At 36.5% G+C, this 18,201-nt stretch carries 14 protein-coding genes; 4 read left to right on the forward strand and 10 right to left on the reverse strand.

The genetic code is table 11. The annotated features are described in order from the left end of the window. Window positions 1-185: 185 nt before the first annotated feature. Window positions 186-1,673 carry a malate dehydrogenase (quinone) gene (gene mqo / locus CD112_RS08145; RefSeq protein ID WP_103364126.1) on the forward strand — a complete coding sequence of 496 codons (1,488 nt, stop codon included), beginning with the start codon at window positions 186-188 and terminating at the stop codon, window positions 1,671-1,673. A gap of 317 nt (window positions 1,674-1,990) precedes the next feature. Here the strand turns inward: mqo and CD112_RS13975 are convergent, their stop codons facing one another. Next, window positions 1,991-2,263 (reverse strand): hydantoinase/oxoprolinase N-terminal domain-containing protein, encoded by a 273-nt coding sequence (locus tag CD112_RS13975; RefSeq protein WP_083283825.1) that lies wholly within the window; start codon window positions 2,261-2,263, stop codon window positions 1,991-1,993. Further along, window positions 2,236-2,574, reverse strand: a complete 339-nt coding sequence (locus CD112_RS08155; RefSeq protein WP_070463569.1) for a hydantoinase/oxoprolinase N-terminal domain-containing protein — start codon at window positions 2,572-2,574, stop codon at window positions 2,236-2,238. The genes CD112_RS13975 and CD112_RS08155 overlap by 28 nt, the downstream gene beginning before the upstream one ends. A gap of 880 nt (window positions 2,575-3,454) precedes the next feature. Between CD112_RS08155 and putP the strand changes: the two genes are divergently transcribed. Further along, a complete protein-coding gene (gene putP, locus CD112_RS08160; protein ID WP_002480104.1) occupies window positions 3,455-4,999 on the forward strand; it encodes a sodium/proline symporter PutP in 1,545 nt (514 codons plus the stop codon). A 219-nt stretch (window positions 5,000-5,218) separates the two neighbouring features. Here putP and mbcS read toward each other — a convergent pair whose 3' ends face one another. After that, on the reverse strand, window positions 5,219-6,802 hold the full coding sequence (gene mbcS, locus CD112_RS08165) for an acyl-CoA synthetase MbcS (protein WP_103364127.1): 1,584 nt from the start codon (window positions 6,800-6,802) through the stop codon (window positions 5,219-5,221). A gap of 211 nt (window positions 6,803-7,013) precedes the next feature. On the opposite strand from mbcS, the gene CD112_RS08170 reads away from it, so the two are divergent. Next, window positions 7,014-7,847, forward strand: a complete 834-nt coding sequence (locus CD112_RS08170) for a sialate O-acetylesterase (RefSeq protein ID WP_103364128.1) — start codon at window positions 7,014-7,016, stop codon at window positions 7,845-7,847. Window positions 7,848-7,927: 80 nt separating this feature from the next. Here the strand turns inward: CD112_RS08170 and nhaC are convergent, their stop codons facing one another. Continuing rightward, a complete protein-coding gene (gene nhaC / locus CD112_RS08175) occupies window positions 7,928-9,424 on the reverse strand; it encodes a Na+/H+ antiporter NhaC (protein WP_002480101.1) in 1,497 nt (498 codons plus the stop codon). A 633-nt stretch (window positions 9,425-10,057) separates the two neighbouring features. Here nhaC and CD112_RS08180 point away from each other — a divergent pair. Next, on the forward strand, window positions 10,058-10,771 hold the full coding sequence (locus CD112_RS08180) for a poly-gamma-glutamate hydrolase family protein (protein WP_002480100.1): 714 nt from the start codon (window positions 10,058-10,060) through the stop codon (window positions 10,769-10,771). An 82-nt stretch (window positions 10,772-10,853) separates the two neighbouring features. Here the strand turns inward: CD112_RS08180 and CD112_RS08185 are convergent, their stop codons facing one another. The 6 genes from CD112_RS08185 to pgsB all read right to left on the reverse strand — a co-directional run bounded on the left by CD112_RS08185 (window position 10,854) and on the right by pgsB (window position 18,027). Beyond that, window positions 10,854-13,451, reverse strand: coding sequence for a YfhO family protein (locus tag CD112_RS08185; RefSeq protein ID WP_103364129.1), 2,598 nt, complete (start codon window positions 13,449-13,451; stop codon window positions 10,854-10,856). A 127-nt stretch (window positions 13,452-13,578) separates the two neighbouring features. Continuing rightward, window positions 13,579-15,177: a gamma-glutamyltransferase gene (locus tag CD112_RS08190; protein ID WP_103364130.1), complete on the reverse strand. Its 1,599-nt coding sequence runs from the start codon at window positions 15,175-15,177 to the stop codon at window positions 13,579-13,581. Continuing rightward, on the reverse strand, window positions 15,164-15,340 hold the full coding sequence (locus CD112_RS13615) for a hypothetical protein (protein WP_002480097.1): 177 nt from the start codon (window positions 15,338-15,340) through the stop codon (window positions 15,164-15,166). The genes CD112_RS08190 and CD112_RS13615 overlap by 14 nt, the downstream gene beginning before the upstream one ends. After that, window positions 15,330-16,400: a CapA family protein gene (locus tag CD112_RS08195; RefSeq protein WP_002480096.1), complete on the reverse strand. Its 1,071-nt coding sequence runs from the start codon at window positions 16,398-16,400 to the stop codon at window positions 15,330-15,332. The genes CD112_RS13615 and CD112_RS08195 overlap by 11 nt, the downstream gene beginning before the upstream one ends. A 14-nt stretch (window positions 16,401-16,414) precedes the next feature. Next, window positions 16,415-16,867 carry a poly-gamma-glutamate biosynthesis protein PgsC gene (pgsC, locus tag CD112_RS08200; RefSeq protein WP_002480095.1) on the reverse strand — a complete coding sequence of 151 codons (453 nt, stop codon included), beginning with the start codon at window positions 16,865-16,867 and terminating at the stop codon, window positions 16,415-16,417. 2 nt (window positions 16,868-16,869) lie between these two features. Then, complete coding sequence (gene pgsB / locus CD112_RS08205) at window positions 16,870-18,027, reverse strand: poly-gamma-glutamate synthase PgsB (protein ID WP_002480094.1); 1,158 nt, start codon at window positions 18,025-18,027, stop codon at window positions 16,870-16,872. Window positions 18,028-18,201: the final 174 nt, after the last annotated feature.

Below are 18,201 nucleotides of genomic sequence, written 5' to 3' on the forward strand. Positions count from 1 at the left end.
TGACAGTGAGAATGAATATCACTTATCATAAAAGTGTAACAAGTTACGCTTATTCATTTTAAGCAAATAATTCATAAACATAATGTTTTAGTTTTTGTGTGAGATAGTTTAAGATAAATAAGTAAATCATTACGTCTTAAGTCATCAGATGACCGGATATTTAATTTGAGGAAGGTGGTTAAGAAATGAGTCAAGCAGAATCAAAAAACGTTATTTTGATTGGTGGAGGGGTATTAAGCACCACTTTTGGTTCATTTTTAAAAGAAATTCAACCTGACTGGAACATCAAGTTATTTGAACGCTTAGATGGTCCTGGGTTGGAAAGTTCTTATGATACAAGTAATGCTGGCACAGGGCATGCCGCATTATGTGAGTTGAACTATACGGTTGAACAACCAGATGGTTCAATTGATGTGGAAAAAGCGAAAGAAATTAATGAACAGTTTGAGATTTCAAAACAGTTCTGGTCACATTTAGTGAAAACGAATGCGATTGAAAACCCACGTGAGTTCATCACGCCATTACCACACATCAGTTTCGTTCAAGGTGTGAAAAATGTTCAATTCTTGAAGAAACGTTATGAAGCATTGAAAAATTTACCGATGTTCTCTGACATTGAGTACACTGAAGATCGTGATAAACTTGCGCAATGGATGCCTTTAATGATGGAAGGCCGTTCTCCACACTTAGCGATTGCGGCAAGTAAGATTGATAAAGGAACAGACGTTAACTTTGGTGAGTTAACACGTAAATTAGCTTCAAACTTAGAAACACATGATAATGCAGAACTTTTCTATCGTCACGAAGTAGTTGGCTTCCAACAACGTGCTGATAAGAAATGGGAAGTAGAAGTGCGTAACTTAGATACTGACAATGTTGAAACACATGTGGCAGACTATATCTTTATCGGTGCTGGTGGTGCCGCAATCCCATTACTTCAAAAAACACGTATTGAAGAAAGTAAAAACTTAGGCGGTTTCCCAATCAGTGGTGCATTCTTAGTATGTAACAAACCGGAAATCGTACAACAACACGATGCGAAAGTTTACGGTAAAGAGCCGCCAGGCACACCACCAATGACGGTACCACATTTAGACCGTCGTTATGTGCGTGGAAAAGAAAGTTTATTATTTGGACCATTCGCAGCAATCGGACCTAAATTCTTGAAACACGGTTCAAACTTAGACTTATTCCGTTCATTGAATCGTGATAACTTATTAACAATGGCAGCTGCTGGGGTTAAAAACTTATCACTTGTTAAATATTCAATCCAACAAATGTTGATGAAAAAAGAAGACCGTATGAAAGAATTACGTCGTTTCGTACCAGATGCGAAAGACGAAGATTGGGATTTACACATTGCAGGTAAACGTGTTCAAGTAATCAAAGATACACAAGAACATGGTCGCGGCTTTATCCAATTCGGTACAGAAGTCGTTCACTCTAAAGACCACACTGTAGTCGCAATGTTAGGTGAATCACCAGGGGCTTCAACTTCAGTATCAGTCGCATTAGAAATCATTGAACAAAACTTCCCTGACTACCTAGAACAATGGTCAGGCAAATTAAAAGAAATGATTCCATCTTATGGCGAATCATTAATTGAGGATACGAAGTTATTAAACAAAGTACGTAAAGCATCAGCGGATACTTTGAAATTAAATGAAAAATAAGCAATAACACAATAAAACAGTGCTTCCTTAAAGTAGGAGGTACTGCTTTTTTATACATAAGTATGGATTTCATAGTGGTATTGGATAGATAAGAGACAGACTGAGGTTTGTCTGAGGTGAGTAGAAGGGATGTCTAAAATTTATTGGCAGCACATTGTTGGAATTGTGTAGATTCCAGTTGGAATAAGCATAAGAAAACCATGTTTCATAACTGAGATGAAACATGGTTTTCCTATACCATTTATATATTTCATTTGATTAATACTCTAATAGAGTAAAGTAGATGTGTAGACTAAATAAGTTTCAAATGCTTTTGCTTAAGTTGTATGAAGGTGTTCAATTGATTCAGTAGAATATGTGACAGTAAATTCTGGATGATATTTATTGATATAGTATTTTGTTGCGCGTTCATGATCATTATTTTGATAGCTGTGTAAAAATGAAATCACAATTGCTTCTACGCCTTCAGTTTTAAAGTTGCGTATAATGTCTTCTACTTCATCGAAATCAAGACCATTAAGAATCTTGCCTTCATAGTTAATATGTTCTGAAACTTCTCTTCTTAAGTGACGTTGTATGAGAGGGATGATTGTTGTAGCTGTGTGTTAAATAACTTTGGTTGAATGTCGCAAGTAGTTTTTAAAATTTTTTGGATACCTTCTGTAACAATGATGCCTGTTTTAACACGCTTATTTTTTGTTAATGCCTGAACAGCTGTTGCTGTATGATTGATAAACTCTCGGATGGCTTCTAAATGTAGTTGGCTTTGGTTAAGTAGTTTAACTATATCTTGATCACAGTGCTTTAATGTGTCTCTTGTCTTTCCTAAAATTAAATCTCTGCTATTATTTGATGCGTCTGATTCTGTTCTGGTGTCGCCTATACTTTTGGCTGTGCGCATAATAATAATGCTCCTTTCAGTTTTAGAAGTTCATCTATTTTAGGTACTACAACACATGATACTGTCATAAAAGATGTTGAGTTACTTTTGAGATAGTAAGTAACCATCTATTACTGTGCAATGCTCAATGACAGTATTTGTGTAATCCGGTTATATATTACCACAGTGTAAAATATTTTCAATTAGAATTCTGAATATTACAATTACTTTAAGTTTGTTAAGGGTTGAAATGAGGGGGTTTTAGAAGGATAAATAAATTATATTAGAATTTGATTACAACTAGAAAACGCTGTCAAACGAAAAATTTTTGAAATTTTTTTAGATTTCGCTGTAACCGTTGGTATTTAAGTGACGAACGCAGATAAAAAAATGTCTAAAATGGGCGAGAAAGTGGCTTTTTTGCCGACTTAAATTTGCGTAAAAATATCATTGTGTTAAGCTAAGAAACATCTTTGCTAAAAAGTTAAAAGCAATTTTTTGCAAGGGATAAAGGATTTCAGGTTAATATTTTAGTTAACTCAAATGTTCTTAATCTAAAAAGTAGGGTATATGAAAATATCTTAGTTAAAAAAGCGGTATAAATACTATTTGATACAACGTTACATAAACAAAGGCATTTGCTTACGAAACTTGGGAGAATTGTTTTAGCTGCTTTTTTGAATAGATTAAGTACTTCATTAGGGGTAAGTATGTGGGGACATACTTTTAGAAGTTGTGCGCAATGAGTTAATTAAAATAAGATTTCAGGGTGAATGGGGAGTTATTCAAAGTCATCTTGGCTTTGTAACTTTGATTTAGATTCTGAACCTTGTCATTGCTATGCCTAAGAACGATCCGTACATTTTATTCCAAATAATTTGAAAGGATGTTTATTTTAGACATGTTTACTTTAGGAGCAACACTGAGACAACAGGTACACCCAGACTGGCAAACGTATATCATGATTGCTTTGTATTTCTTAATCTTATTAGTCATCGGCTACTATGGTTATAAGAAAGCAACAGGAAATGTCAGTGAATACATGCTGGGCGGCCGTAGCATTGGGCCATACGTAACGGCACTCTCCGCAGGGGCATCCGACATGAGTGGTTGGATGATCATGGGACTACCCGGTGAGGTCTATACTACTGGACTTTCAGCTGCGTGGCTTGCGATTGGTTTAACACTTGGTGCATATATCAACTACTTCGTAGTAGCACCGAGATTACGTGTATATACAGAACAAGCTGGTGATGCAATTACGTTGCCAGACTTCTTCAAGAATCGTCTTGCTGACCATTCTAACTTGATTAAAATTATTTCAGGAGGCATTATCGTCGTATTCTTTACCCTATACACACATGCGGGTATGGTATCAGGCGGTAAACTCTTCGACAGTGCATTCGGATTAGATTATCGTTTAGGATTAATCTTAATTTCAGTTATCGTTATCGCTTATACATTCTTTGGTGGATACTTAGCAGTATCGCTGACTGACTTCTTCCAAGGTGTGATTATGCTGATTGCGATGATTATGGTTCCGATTGTCGCATTACTTAAATTAAATGGATTAGACACATTCAATACAGTAACAGATTTAAAACCGACAAACTTAGATTTATTCAAAGGGACAACAATTGTCGGAATTATCTCATTCTTCGCATGGGGCTTAGGTTACTTCGGTCAACCTCATATCATCGTGCGTTTCATGAGTATTAAAACTGTTAAACAATTAAGAACAGCACGTCGTTTTGGTATCGGCTGGATGGCTGTCAGCTTAATTGGAGCAGTATTCGTGGGCTTAATCGGTATCGCGTTTATTCAAGATAAAGGCGTTGAATTAAAAGACCCAGAAACATTATTTATTTTAATGAGTCAAATTTTATTCCACCCATTAGTCGGCGGTTTCTTACTCGCTGCAATCTTGGCTGCGATTATGAGTACAATTTCTTCTCAATTACTTGTAACATCAAGCTCATTGACTGAAGACTTCTACAAATTAATCCGTGGTGAAGAAGCTGCGAAGAAACATCAAAAAGAATTCTTATTAGTAGGTCGTTTATCAGTATTAGTTGTTGCGATTATTTCTATCGCAATTGCTTGGTCACCAAACGACACAATTTTAAACCTAGTAGGTAATGCATGGGCAGGTTTCGGTGCCGCATTCGGTCCACTTGTTGTAATGTCACTTTACTGGAAAGGTTTAAGTCGTACAGGTGCAATCAGTGGTATGATCGCTGGTGCAGTTGTCGTAATTCTATGGATTGTCTTCGCAAAACCATTAGGTGAAACAAATGACTTCTTCAACTTATATGAAATCATCCCTGGTGTGATTGCCAGTGTGTTAGTAACAATCATTGTTTCTAAATTCACGAAGAAACCGGATATAGACGTTTCAGGTGATATTGACCGTGTTAAAGCGGTAGTTAAAAAAGAAATGAGCTAAGTTACTATCATGCTTTAACTAGGATATGAAAGAACACTAATAATCTAATTGAATAGTAGAGAGATAGAGAAGCCTCTGAAGTGGCACACAAGTCACTTCAGAGGCTTTATTTTTTGATTGCTATAACCCAGGAAATAAATAGCATAATTTTCTCTTTTCTTCACCTTTATAATATGAAAACATCCCCGCCGAATGACAGGGATGTAGGGTGTATTGCTTTTATTTTTTATTGTATTTTTCGATTTCTGCTTCACGTAATTCAACACGACGGATTTTGCCTGAATTAGTTTTTGGTAATTCTTCAACAAATTCAATCGCACGTGGATATTTATAAGGTGCGACATCGTATTTGACATAATTTTGAAGTTCTTTCACTAAGTCATCACTTGGTTCATAGCCATCTTGTAAGATAATGAAGGCTTTTACGATATTACCACGTAATTCATGTGGGCTTGCGACCACTGCACATTCTTTAACTGCAGGGTGTTTCGTTAATGAATCTTCCACTTCGAATGGTCCGATTGTGTAACCAGAGCTGATAATGATATCGTCTTTACGGCCTTCGAACCAGAAGTAGCCATCTTCATCAACTTTAGCTAAGTCGCCTGACATGAAATAGTTGCCGACGATACGTTCTTGTGTACGTTCAGGCTCTTTGAAGTAACCTTTGAACAATGCAGGTAAATCGACTGGAACAGCGATATTGCCGACTTCTCCGACTTCAGCTAAGTTACCTTCATCGTCAATAATAGTGACTTCACTGCCAGGGATAGCTTTACCCATAGAACCAGGTTTACCTTTAACATCTTTTAATAAACCGATCACTAAAGTACTTTCTGTTTGACCGTAACCGTCACGCACTGTGATATCAAAAGTATCTTGGAATTTCTCAACAACTTCTTGGTTTAAAGGTTCTCCGGCTGATACAGCGTCATGAAGATGAGATAGGTCATAACTACCTAAATCTTGGAGTTTGGCCATAATACGGTACTCAGTCGGCGTACAGCAAAGTACGTTGATTTTGTATTTTTCGAGTAATTCTAAATAGACTGTGCCGTTGAAGCGACCATTAAACACAAAGGCTGTTGCGCCGGATGTCATTGTAGATAGGAATGGACTCCATACCCATTTTTGCCAACCAGGTGCGGCAGTGGCCCATACAATGTCACCTTCACTGATGTTCAACCAATGTTTCGGTGCCATCTGCATATGTGCGTAACCCCAGCCATGTGAGTGTACAACAGCTTTAGGATTGCCTGTTGTACCTGATGTATAAGGTAAGAAAGCGACGTCATCACGTTTTGTCGGTGTGATGTCTAATTCCTCACTCATTTCTTTTTTGCCTTCTTCGACATTAATCCAATCTTCTTTAGTATCCCCAATAATGAATTTTGTTAAGTCATCATATTCTTTTACGCCTTCAAATTCATCTGCCCCTGACGCAATAGATAAGACTGCATCGACTTCACCGTGTGTAATACGGTACTGCAAGTCTTTCGTTCTTAACATTTCAGATGCTGGGATTAAAGCGACACCTAATTTCAATGCCGCAATATAAACTTCATAGGTTTCAATACTGCGTTCCATTTTAATGAGTAATGTATCGCCTTTATGCAAACCATGTTGTTTAAATAAATTACCAATGCGATTTGCGCTGCGAATTAATTCATCATAAGTTACTTCTGTTGTTCCACCTGCATTATCTTCAAAGATGATCGCAACTTTTGATTTATCTTTTGCGTACTTCTCAATCTCAGAGACAATATTGAAATCTTCAGGTGCCACTAAATGGGGTTTATTCATTCTTTTACTCCTCCTAACACTAAAAGCACGTTCTGTTATTTTATTTTGAAAATAGAATACCACTCCATTCTATCAATCCTCAACTTATAAGATAAGCGAAGCGGTTTAAATTATTAAGGAAAACGTTTTCTTTTAAAAATTAATTCTACTTAAAGAATAGAAATACTTGTTATAATGAAACTGAATCAAATTATAGAAAGCAGGTATCAAGATGAAATCCATTCTTTTATTGGGCCAATCCAATATGGCAGGCAGAGGCTTTCTAAACGAAGTTCCAGCCATTATTAATGAACATATCAATGTCTTGCGAAATGGCAGATGGCAAATGATGGGTGAACCGATTCACGCTGATAGACATTTAGCAGGTGTCGGTTTGGCGAGTGCGTTTGCGCAAGCTTGGTCAATCGACCATCCCAATGAATCTATCGGCTTAATCCCTTGTGCTGAAGGCGGCAGTGCTATTTCAGAATGGCAACCTGGAAGTGTACTCATGCGCCATGCACTTTCTGAAACACGTTTTGCGCAAGAAACGAGTGAAATTATCGGTATCTTATGGCACCAAGGTGAAAACGACTGTAATCATGATTTATATCAAGTGTATCAATCACAATTAAAAAATGTGATTGCACATGTCAGAAAGGAACTTGATCTGCCTCATGTACCTTTCGTCATAGGTGGGTTAGATCATTTAACACATGCAGAAGGTTTCAGTCGTACTTTGACACAACATGCAGAAATCAACCATATTTTACAAACTATGCCGCAACAAGTACCAGACACATACTTTGCCACTTCAAAAGGGTTAACAATGAATCCAGACGGTATTCATTTTAACGCACAATCATTAAGAAGATTCGGCTTGCGTTATTATGAAGCGTTTAAAACGTTAACGTCATTATACGAACCGTTAAAAGACGAAGCGACATGTGTTGAAGCCTTATATGAACGTCCGCTATCTAAAAATGAACAAATGCGCGTTGAATATGAAAAGTTAGCGACAGGTCAAATATCATTTGAAACGTTTAGCGAACGTCTTAAATCATAGAAAACAGAATGCACCCTCGTGTCATCAACACGAGGGTGTTAAACTATCTGTTATTAGATTTCTAAAAATTCAAATATTTTTTATGCTAAGTTCGTATCGTTAGGCAAAGTGGCTTTCTTTTTTCTAGCTTTTACACCTTCACGTTTGTCTTTCGGCAACTTCACAATCTTATATCCTGTGTATGCGAAGATAATAGAAATGATTGGTACTAAGAAGTTTAAGAATGCGAATGGCGCATACTGCATTACGCCGACACCTAATGTTGATGCGATAAACACACCACATGTGTTCCATGGTACGAAGACAGAAGTCAGTGTACCGCCATCCTCTAACGCACGTGATAAGTTCTTAGGATGTAAACCTTTATCCGCAAAAGTTTGTGCATACATACGTCCTGGTACGATAATAGAAATATATTGTTCAGAACATGTGAAGTTTGTACCGATACAAGATAGAATCACTGATGTTAATAATGAACCTGTATTCTTTGCCCAACGTAAGATGATGCTAATGAGTGAATCTAACATACCTGAATATTCTAAGACACCACCGAATGTCATTGCGACGAGTGTCAGTGAGATTGTATAGAACATAGATTCTAAACCACCACGGTTAAATAACTCATCCACCATCTTATTGCCTGACTCCATTGTATAACCTGTTTGAAGTGCAGTCAGTGCTTCTGTTAGAGAACCGCCTTGTACAAAAATTTGTGCGAAGAAGCCTAAGATAATACCAGCACAAATGGCAGGAATGGCAGGTACTTTAAACATTACTAATACAATAACAGCTAAAGGAATTAACAATAACCAAGGTGAAATCACAAATTCATTCTGCATAGTTGATAGAATTTTCTCAATATTTTTAGCGTCAAAATTACGATTGCCATACTGCATCCCAATAATAAAGAATGCGATGAGTGAAATCACAAGTGCTGGGATTGTCGTATAAGTCATATGTTTAATATGTTCGAATAAATCTACTTTCGTTAATCCTGATGCTAAGTTTGTTGTATCAGAGAGTGGACTCATTTTATCTCCAAAATATGAGCCTGAGATGACAGCGCCTGCTACCATACCTGGGTTGATTCCCATACTCATTCCAATCCCCATTGAAGCAACCCCCACAGTTGCCATGGTAGACCAAGAACTTCCGATTGCTAATGCGACAATACCACACAGTAAGACGACTACTGCTAAGAAGAAACGTGGATCAATCAACTGTAGACCATAATAAATCATTGTCGCAACGACACCGCTGCCAATCCATGATCCGATAATCAATCCGACTAAAATAATGATGACAATCGCAGGTAATGCATGTCTGATCCCCTTATACATCATCTGCTCGACATCGTCGAACTTATAGCCATGCAACATTGTAACCCCGATAGCCACTGCTGTCCCAATCATCAGTGGAATATGTGGTTCTTTCTTTAATACTGCGACTGTAAATAACATGACCGCTATCATTAACCCCAATGTAAATAATGACGGCCAAATTCCTATGGCTTTTGGTTTCTTTTCATTTTGTGCTTGTTGTTCTACGTTTTGCCCATTTTTCTCTTCTCCTTGCATATATAAACCAGCCCCTTTTTATATCTTTAGTGTCATAATACACAAAAATGAAATCGCTTTCAACAAACAATTGACAGACAAAATGTTCAAATTCACCCTCTTTTTGTCTTTTCTGAAAATACAATGTCATTTCAGAAAGTGCTACAAAGTAAGTCATACCAACTGTTTTGATAATTCTGACAACTTAAATTTCACATTCATTTTATCGCTAATTTAAGTATCGAAAAAAATTAAAAAAATTTAAAATGCAGTTGCGAAATAGTCGATTAACGCAGCAGCATTTTAATGAAGTGAATCACAGGAGATATGTCATTAGTTATTACTACCCCTAAATTATAAATTTAAAGCAAATTGCATAAAAATGTAGGATAAAATGTTAAGGTTAAACTAGCTTGAGAAAATTAACTGTGTTAAAAAAGCCATGCTAAATTTTATTTTGCTCAATTGCTTTACCGGATTTAATATTTAATTAAGATTATAATGTTTTCACAAAAAATATGATTAAATTATTTCAAGAAGGTTACACTGTTACTAAAGGGATTAATAAGTATGGATAAGCTTAAAGCGGAAATTAAGTGAACTTAGGAAAGGAGATAATTATATAGAAAGAACTTTAAAAAGAGGTGTTGTAGAATGAGAAAGATAAAGAATCCGATATTGATTTCAGCGAGTGTGGTTTCGATAGCTATGGTTAGTTTGTTGACATTATCTCCAGTAACGTTCAGTGCTTCAGATAAATATCAATCGATGACGCAACTGCAACAAGCTACACAAGAGGGTAAAGATTGGACGATCAAAACAAGCAAGGGCACAAATGATACACTTATCGTTGCACCACATGGCGGTGGTATTGAACCAGGTACAAGTGAAATCGCATATGAAATTGCGAATAAAAATAATGCGAGTTATTACACATTTAAAGGTATTCGCCCAATAAATAATAAAGAACTGCATGTCACATCCGCAAATTATGATGAACCTAAAGCACAAGCCATGGTTCATGAGTCGAAAAAGACAGTGACTATTCATAAAACAGCACGTTCTGGTAATGATATCTATGTAGGAGGACGAGATGATGCTTTACGAGAACGCATCACTACGTCGTTAAGATCAGAAGGTTTTGATGTCACAGAAGCGACAGGTAATATTGCAGGGCGTAATTTAAATAATATTACGAATCAAAACCAACAAAAAGCAGGGGTACAAATTGAGTTGAATAATCAATTTGCGAACCAATTCTTTAAAAATAGCGATGCATCTCGTCCAAGCCGTGAAAATCCGGCAAATTGGACAGACCGTATGTCTGCATTCACTGACAGTATTAATAGCGCTTTGAATGAGTCTTAAAAAGTTAATGAATATGTATAAAGAAGCAGCGGCACCTTTTAGGCCGCTGCTTCTTTAGTGAATCATTCGATATTAAATGAAGTTATTTAGTTTTATGACGAACAAACCGAGTAAAGCCGATAGCCAGAATCAGTCCAATACCACTAAGGATTAAAAGTGGATAAAGATAAGGTGGTGTGTAAGAAAGCTGAATGTGTTTTTGACCTTTTTTAACAGGAATGACTGTTTCAATACCATTACCTTTTTTCACTTCTGCTTCTTTACCATCAATTGTCGCATGCATACCTTTTTCATAAGGTGTCGGGATGACTAAATAACCATGATCTTGTGGTTGTTTTGTAAAGGTATAGCCGTGAGATGTAGGTTTGATTTTGACACGGTCAACTGAGCGTGATGCAGTTTTCAACGCTTGATAATCTTCACCGTAGACACCTTTAAGTTTATAACGGTAATTTCCTTTAGGTAAGTTTAATCGCACTTTATCATCGGCTTTGATACGAATAGTTAATGGATTAACCACACGACGATAAGAGTAACCGAGTGAACTGCGGTTTTGCGTGAATTCATTTAGTTTAACTCGGTGTGGTTTATCTGGTGACTGTAACTCGAGTTCAATTTCAAAATATAAATCTTTATATTTATCAGTCATTGATTTTGGAAGGGTATAATCAATACCGCCATTTTTCTCTTTAACTTTTAAGGTTTCGTCTGTTTTATTCCAACGCGCATCATCAGCTTCTTCTTGGATTTGGTCTTTGTAGTTGATGTTATGTTCTGTTTTGTGAGTCGCTGGCGTAGCGTCATCTAAGACGACACCTTTTAACATCGCATGCTCTTTCTCAATTGGTGTTTTTAATTTTTTATTATCATAGACTTTATCTGTGATGTGAGTAGCAGGGTAATCAATCGTTGATGATGAATGTTCGTATTTATTTTTCTTTCCTTTAATTGTGGATTGCGGTTCAAAACCATAAGGGCGGTTGTGGTCGATTGGGTTTTTGAAGCGGTCTTGTACGTTCCACAATGCCATTAAGTTCGCGCGATTACCTAAAAAGCGATAGTTACTATTTTTATCAATCGGCTGTGCAATCTGCATTGTTTTATCATAGTAATTTAAAATATCTCCATTAAACAGACTAGAGTATAGTGCGATTCCTCTAAAGCCATAAATTAAAGGTGAGTTTTGTGCAGGGAATGAGAGATATTCAATACGACTGAATGGATTTTTCTCTCGTTGCAACTGATCAAATTTATGTTGCAGTTTAGCATTGTTATAGTTATCTTCTTCCATAGAAGCAATCGGACGTTCATAAATAGACATATGTGTATCATGATAATTTTGTATCATTACCAATTGTTGAATGAATACCAGTAAAACAATTGCGATGTAGGTGGCTTTTCGCTTCAACAAGTGTGGTTGATACAAGCAGATAAATAGGAAAATCATTAATACCAGTGTGACCCACATCCATGTATTATTACCGTCGTATTGTGTATACATATATAACATGACAACGACACAGCCAAGGGCTGTGTATAGGTATTGCTTGATAGATACTTCAGAAAGATGAAGTAAGAATAATGCAATTAAGACACTGGATGAAAGTCCTAAAATGTACACCCATCTGCGTGCAGGCAATGAAAAGCCATTAAAGAAACTATCGAAATAAGGGGTTAGTGACCCTATCAGCATAATCCAAGTTAAAATCGCAAATAAGCGATAGAAATAATGCTTATATAATCTAAACGCAAATAAGGCGATGAATGTCAGTGTTGAAATTGTGATGTAAAAGCCGTCAGAAAATATATGATATTTTTCTTTGAAATCAATGAGTAACGAAAGTGTTAAGTTCGGATTGATTTGACGGTCATTAGCCATAACTGCTGAAACGCCTGTATAAAAACCGAGACTAGCGATCATTAAACTGAGTACTGCCGCAATAATTAAAAGATAAAGCTTCTGTACACGTTGGACAATGTCTTTATGGTACGGCCAAATAATGCGATATAAAGTATAAAAACTTAGAATAATAAACTCATAATAACTGAAATAGAAATTAGAGAATAACGTGACCGCAATCGCAAAGATAAATAAACCGATTTTGCGCGCTTGAAAGAAACGTTCTAAGCCTAATAACGATAACGGCAACAAGATTAGTACGTCACCATAAAATGACCAGGTAAAGTTAAAGTAAATCGTCACAACAGAAATTGCATACATTAACGTTGCGAGTATGACGAAGAAACGATTGGAATTAAGGTATCTAAAGAAATAGATACTTGTTAAGACTGTGAATACTACACGAATATAACTCAAGAAAATCTGGTTGGCAGCCCAAAATTGTATACTGTGCGCAGGCAGATTAAAGAGTTGTTCACCAATATATACGATGCCGAAGTATAGCAGTAATAAAGGTGACGTTGCGTAGTAATAAGATAAGCCTTTTGTATAATCTCCGCCTAGGCCGAATGAAACATCATAAAAACTTCTGAAGTGTGTGTATTGATGATATAAATACTTTTGGAAAGGAACTAACTGTGAAAACCCATCGCCTTTACTAATGAACGCAATGCCTTTTGCCGCATTTATAAAGAAAGGAATAAAGACTAGTGTAGTTAGTGCAATACTCAAGAGTAAAATCAATAGAAAACGTTTGAGCATGGGATGATCGCGTCGCATTATGTTCAGCCTCCTTTAGTAAATAGATTTTTAAAGAAATGAGGACTGAGATAACTTTTATGTCGTCATCTCAGTCCCTTGTTTGTGATGGGTTTAACTTTACAATTGATACAGCAATAAATTCACACTATCTTACTTCAACATCATGTCCTGTTTCTGTTTTCTTGTCTTTCTTGAAGTAAGTTGCACCTTGGAAACTGCCGAAGTTTGGATTGTCTGCGCTGTTTTTAGGATTGTAACCTAAGTCTTTAATCGTCTTAAGGTCTTGGTCGCTCATGCCGTCTTCATAATAGACATCTTTGCCGTCATTATAGAAGCGCGGCTTATCAATTGTTTCTTGCAGTGAATCTTTACCGCGTAAGTAATTAGATAAGTTTTCTTGCATAAGAGTCGGTACTTTATTACCACCTGGTGTACCGCCGCCGAAGTAATAATCTTTACCAACCACAATGGTAGGTGAGATGAATGAACGCGGTGATTTATGTTTGTCACCATGGTTATCACTATCTGGTGAATCTGAGAAACGTTTTAAAGCATTGTTCATAAAGAAACCTTGCTTCGTATAAGTGCCAGAACCGAAGAAGTTGTTGAGTGTGTTTGTTGAGCTTGTCATGCGGCCTTGTTTATCAACAACTACAAAGTGTGAACCAGCTGTATTCACTTGTCCTTGTAAACCGAATTGATTTTTAATGTTCTTGTACTTTTCAGCACGTTTTAATAAATAATGATCTCCTGTATGTTTAGTGTCATTTTTTGCTTGATCATTGATTAAATATCTATTTTTAAAGTTTACATTTCTTGCTTCGATAACACTTTCAATAAAGTCATTTCGTTTTTCTTCACCTAAGTTACCATTGATAGATTGATCAATTTTCAGACCTTGAAGTGTCAACATACCGCTGGTTGGGTTAGGTGACGTATAGACTTGGTTATTCAGATAGTTAGTTGAAAGTGGTTGTTTCGTTTGTGTTTTATAGTCAGTGAAATCTTTCTCGCTTAAATGACTCCCGCTTTGTTTAGCAATGCTTGGTCCTTGTGTTTTATAGAAATAATCTGGACCGTGATCTCTAATCCCTTTTAATGTTTTAGCTAAAGCTTCTTGTTTAACGACGTCGCCATTTTGTACGACTTGGTCCTCTTTTTTAAAGAAAGGTGAGTTGTTATCTAAGTTCCCACTATATTTAGAGAGGAGTTTTGCAAGGTCAGTGTTGACTTGGAATCCGTCCTCAGCAAGTGGAATAACATAGTTTAAGATTTTCTTTTCACTCATATGACCTTCTTTTTCGTGCATGTCATGCATACCTTGAACAAAACCAGGTACACCGACTTCGTCGCCTTTTTGATAGTTATAGCCAGAAACTGTGTTGTAGTCATAGACAGTAGGTTTGGACCCCTTTTTTCCATCATACGTCAATGACGTACCTTCACCGCCGAGTCCTGCAGCGTAAGGTTCAGTAACTGCTAAAGTATAAGCAACACCGTAAGCTGCGTCGGCTGAGTTTCCGCCTTCTTGAATAATTTTATTTCCGACAGCTCTCGCAATTTTATTGTTCGTTGCGACACCGTATTTCTTTTTAGCGTCTTTATGATTTTGAGAGGCTAATTTATTTTCATAAAGTTCATCTTTATCGACTTGGTCTTCTTTATTTACAAAGTAGAAGACAGTAGATACCAGCAATGTGATGATAAATATAACTGTCAGTACCTTTTTACTATAAATGTTCATGGAAGGTATGACCTCCATTGAAAGACACGTGTTTTTCAGTTTTTAAATCATGCTTTTCATATTTATCTAAAGGTTCATTCGCATTGCTGAGAATAATCATTAAGAAAATGCTGGCGATGATCAATACAATAGCCGCATATAATAAGTAATTCTTAATTTTCATAATAGTAGCCTCCTTTAGTATCTTTAAGTTTGATGGATGGGTGAGAAATACGATTTTTTAGTTTTGTTTTTTCTATGACGTTCATATTATCTTTGGTGATTTTATCTCCGGAAGTCTTAATCGGTGTAATCATGAAGTCACTGCGATTTCCATCCCATGATTGTTGAACCGCTAAGCCTTTTTTATTCTCAGATAAGAAATCATCTGAAGTGACATTACCTAAACTGTAGAAGATTGGTGTATTTTGATGTTCTTCAATTTTTTGAATCACTGTATTATGGCCTAAGACCACATCAGCACCTGCTTCTGCTAGGGCGTGACCGTAAGTCTTCTGACGGCTTGTGACATGTGGTTCATCTGGAATACCCCAGTCTACATTGACAACAACCATGTCATTTTCTTCTTTAAGTTTTTTCACTAATGGAACAAAGATTTTCGGATCTAAAGCGATAGATGTTGTGGCTTTATTCGCATTCGTATATTTTGAGTTGATGTCTGTAAATGACACAGTCGCAATTTTCTTACCATGAATCGTCTTATGAGATACTTTACTGTTTAATGGGTTTGAACCATTACCGGTTAAAAAGTTATAACCGTATTTTTGATTGGCTTGTTTTTCAATTTGTTTCATATCTGCGAGGTCTACTGCGTTGTTGGTCAAATTAAGATTTGTAAAGCCAAGTGATTTCATAAATGCGATATTATCTAAGTTCTTTTTGACGTTCTTAGATGGATTTTTAGATACGCGATTGATATTCAAGCTAGTTGAAGCATAATCACTTTCTTTAATGATGCTGTGAATGGGGTCGAACATATCATCTAAGTCACTTTGTCTGATGTATTTATTCAAATTGACATTACCAAAGTAAGCTAAGTGAATATCATCTTTATGTTTAGCGAAGACATCGACCTTATGTGTTTTAGCAGTGGCCATGAGCGTTATGAGTAGTATCAGCGCAACGATAGACACAACTAACATGTATTTAGAATTATGCTTCTTTTGATTTTTGGATTTCTTTAAAATCCAATTCTCTATATTGAAACGTTGCTTGTTAGCCATACTCTAACTCCTTCTTATTTGATAAAGCTATATGCGAATAACACGACGTACGTGATACAAGTCAGCAGCATACATGAAGCTAACGTAGTGATTGTACCTTGTTTTTGAATGGTATTCGCGATAATGCCTGGAATGACAATACCGATACCGGATATCTGCACGACCTCAAAGGGGGTCAGTGGATATATCAAGTCAAAAACGAATTTTATAATCATGCCGGTTAAAATCATTGCGGCGAACTTTCTACGTCCATAAAGTAAAGCAACTTTACTAATACCGTGTGCCACAATGAAGTATGTCAGACAGCTGATAATCAGTACTGACAGCAACATAATAGGTTGATCAAATATTAAAGCTAAATAACCAGGTACTACGAGCCCTGCAGGATTGATACCGAATTTCTCAGCGAATATCAAGCTGAGTACGATACCTACAAATAATGAGAAATACAGCTCTGAACCTACCAAAATTAATCCATCCCTTCTAATAAATTCACGACTTTCTTGCCGTTACCATGAATATTGCCGACACAAAATACTAGTGCCGATTTGGATTCCTCATAGATTGCTTGTTCTACTTCTTCGAAAGGTCTTCCTTCAAAGTTCAAGTATTTTTTATCTGGTTGAGATTTCATGACTTCTGTCACAAGCTGCGTACTCTTGCCGACACAAATCAACGTGTCGAAGTCTACGTCAGTAATGAAATCTTCAGCAAAGAGTTTTGTTCTATCTAAACGGTCACCACGACAATTCAAAATAATGACTTTCTTTTCATAGGGGTATTTGTAGTCGATTACTTTTTGGAGAATCGCTTTAGATGACTGAGGTTCGTTTGCGGCGAAGGCATTAACGAAGATGTTCTTAGTATCGTTCTTATGATAGTAGTGTATATGTACTGCGCCACTATCAGGCGGTGCGTTCAACATACCTTCAATTGCGACATCTGGATTGGCGCCGATTGCTTTTGCGACACCCATCGCAATCGCGACATTGTCAGGGAAGACGATATAGTCGAATTTTCTAAGTAAATCTTCTTCAACTTTATCTCTGTCCACGACAATCGTTTCAGTGTTGCGTTTATCTGCGACTTTCTTAAAGAAGTCTGTGTAATCGTCTTTCATGATGACAAGTTTTCCGTTATAAGGAATTGTTGCGGTAAATGCTTCTGCCACTTCATCTAATGTCGGACCTAAAGTTTCCATATGGTCTTCCATGACATTGACGATGACACCCACATTCGCTTTTAACAGCTTTTCTTGAAAGACGATTTGATAGTCTGGATTGACGGCCATACATTCATTGACGATGGCTTTACCTTTGTTGTCGATGACATTCTGCAAAATATCCTTTTGCTCTCCGATGTTCGGGCCTTGAGGTTTACGAACGACTGGATACTCTTCTTCATCAAACCAATACAGCATTCGGGCATCAGTTCCTGTTGTTTTACCAATAACTTGGTAGTTATCTTCTCGTAAGATGCCGTAGATTAATCGAGTAATGGTGGACTTACCGCGAATACCGTTAATGTTGATACGTATCGGGATCTGTTTGATACGTTTTCTATGTACATGCATTTCACGAATGCCAAGTACTAAAATCAAGGCGGAAAATATGATTACTAATAACAAAATTTTCACCTCGTTTTTTTATCCCCGAACAGATTAACATATCAAATATTAAAAAAATCTAATTTTACTAAAATGTAAGAATGTTTATTATTTGTTAGAAAAATTTAATAGATTTTAGTTAAAACCTATCAATTAGCATTAAATAATTAAAATGTCATAATATACAGGCAAATG

This window comes from Staphylococcus simulans, assembly GCF_002902285.1.
In the GTDB taxonomy this organism is placed as follows: domain Bacteria; phylum Bacillota; class Bacilli; order Staphylococcales; family Staphylococcaceae; genus Staphylococcus; species Staphylococcus simulans.